Below are 257 nucleotides of genomic sequence, written 5' to 3'. Positions count from 1 at the left end.
GCTTCGGTAAAACCCGTGGGCGCCACGATCTGTACCTTGCCGGACTTCAGGTCGTCGTCGCTTGCGAGACCGCGTACCCCACCGTAGTGGTCAACGTGGCTATGCGTATAGATCACGTGGGTGATCGGCTTGTCTCCAAGATGCGGAATAACAAGCTGCTTCCAGACCGTCGAGGCCACTTCCGTCGTGATGAACGGGTCAACGACGATATAACCGTGATCGCCGCGAATGATGCTCATGACCGACAGGTCATAGCC

1 protein-coding gene is annotated in these 257 nt (G+C 57.2%); it reads right to left on the bottom strand.

What is annotated here, in order from left to right; translation table 11 throughout:
* On the bottom strand, window positions 1–239 hold a 239-nt coding region (locus SB772_RS43035), incomplete at its 3' end, for an MBL fold metallo-hydrolase (protein ID WP_410838901.1).
* Window positions 240–257: the final 18 nt, after the last annotated feature.

Origin of the sequence: Paraburkholderia sp. SIMBA_030, assembly GCF_046535245.1 — a bacterium.
Lineage (GTDB): Bacteria > Pseudomonadota > Gammaproteobacteria > Burkholderiales > Burkholderiaceae > Paraburkholderia.
The sequence above is the reverse complement of the archived record's forward strand: the minus strand, read 5'-3'. Positions and strand labels throughout refer to the sequence as shown.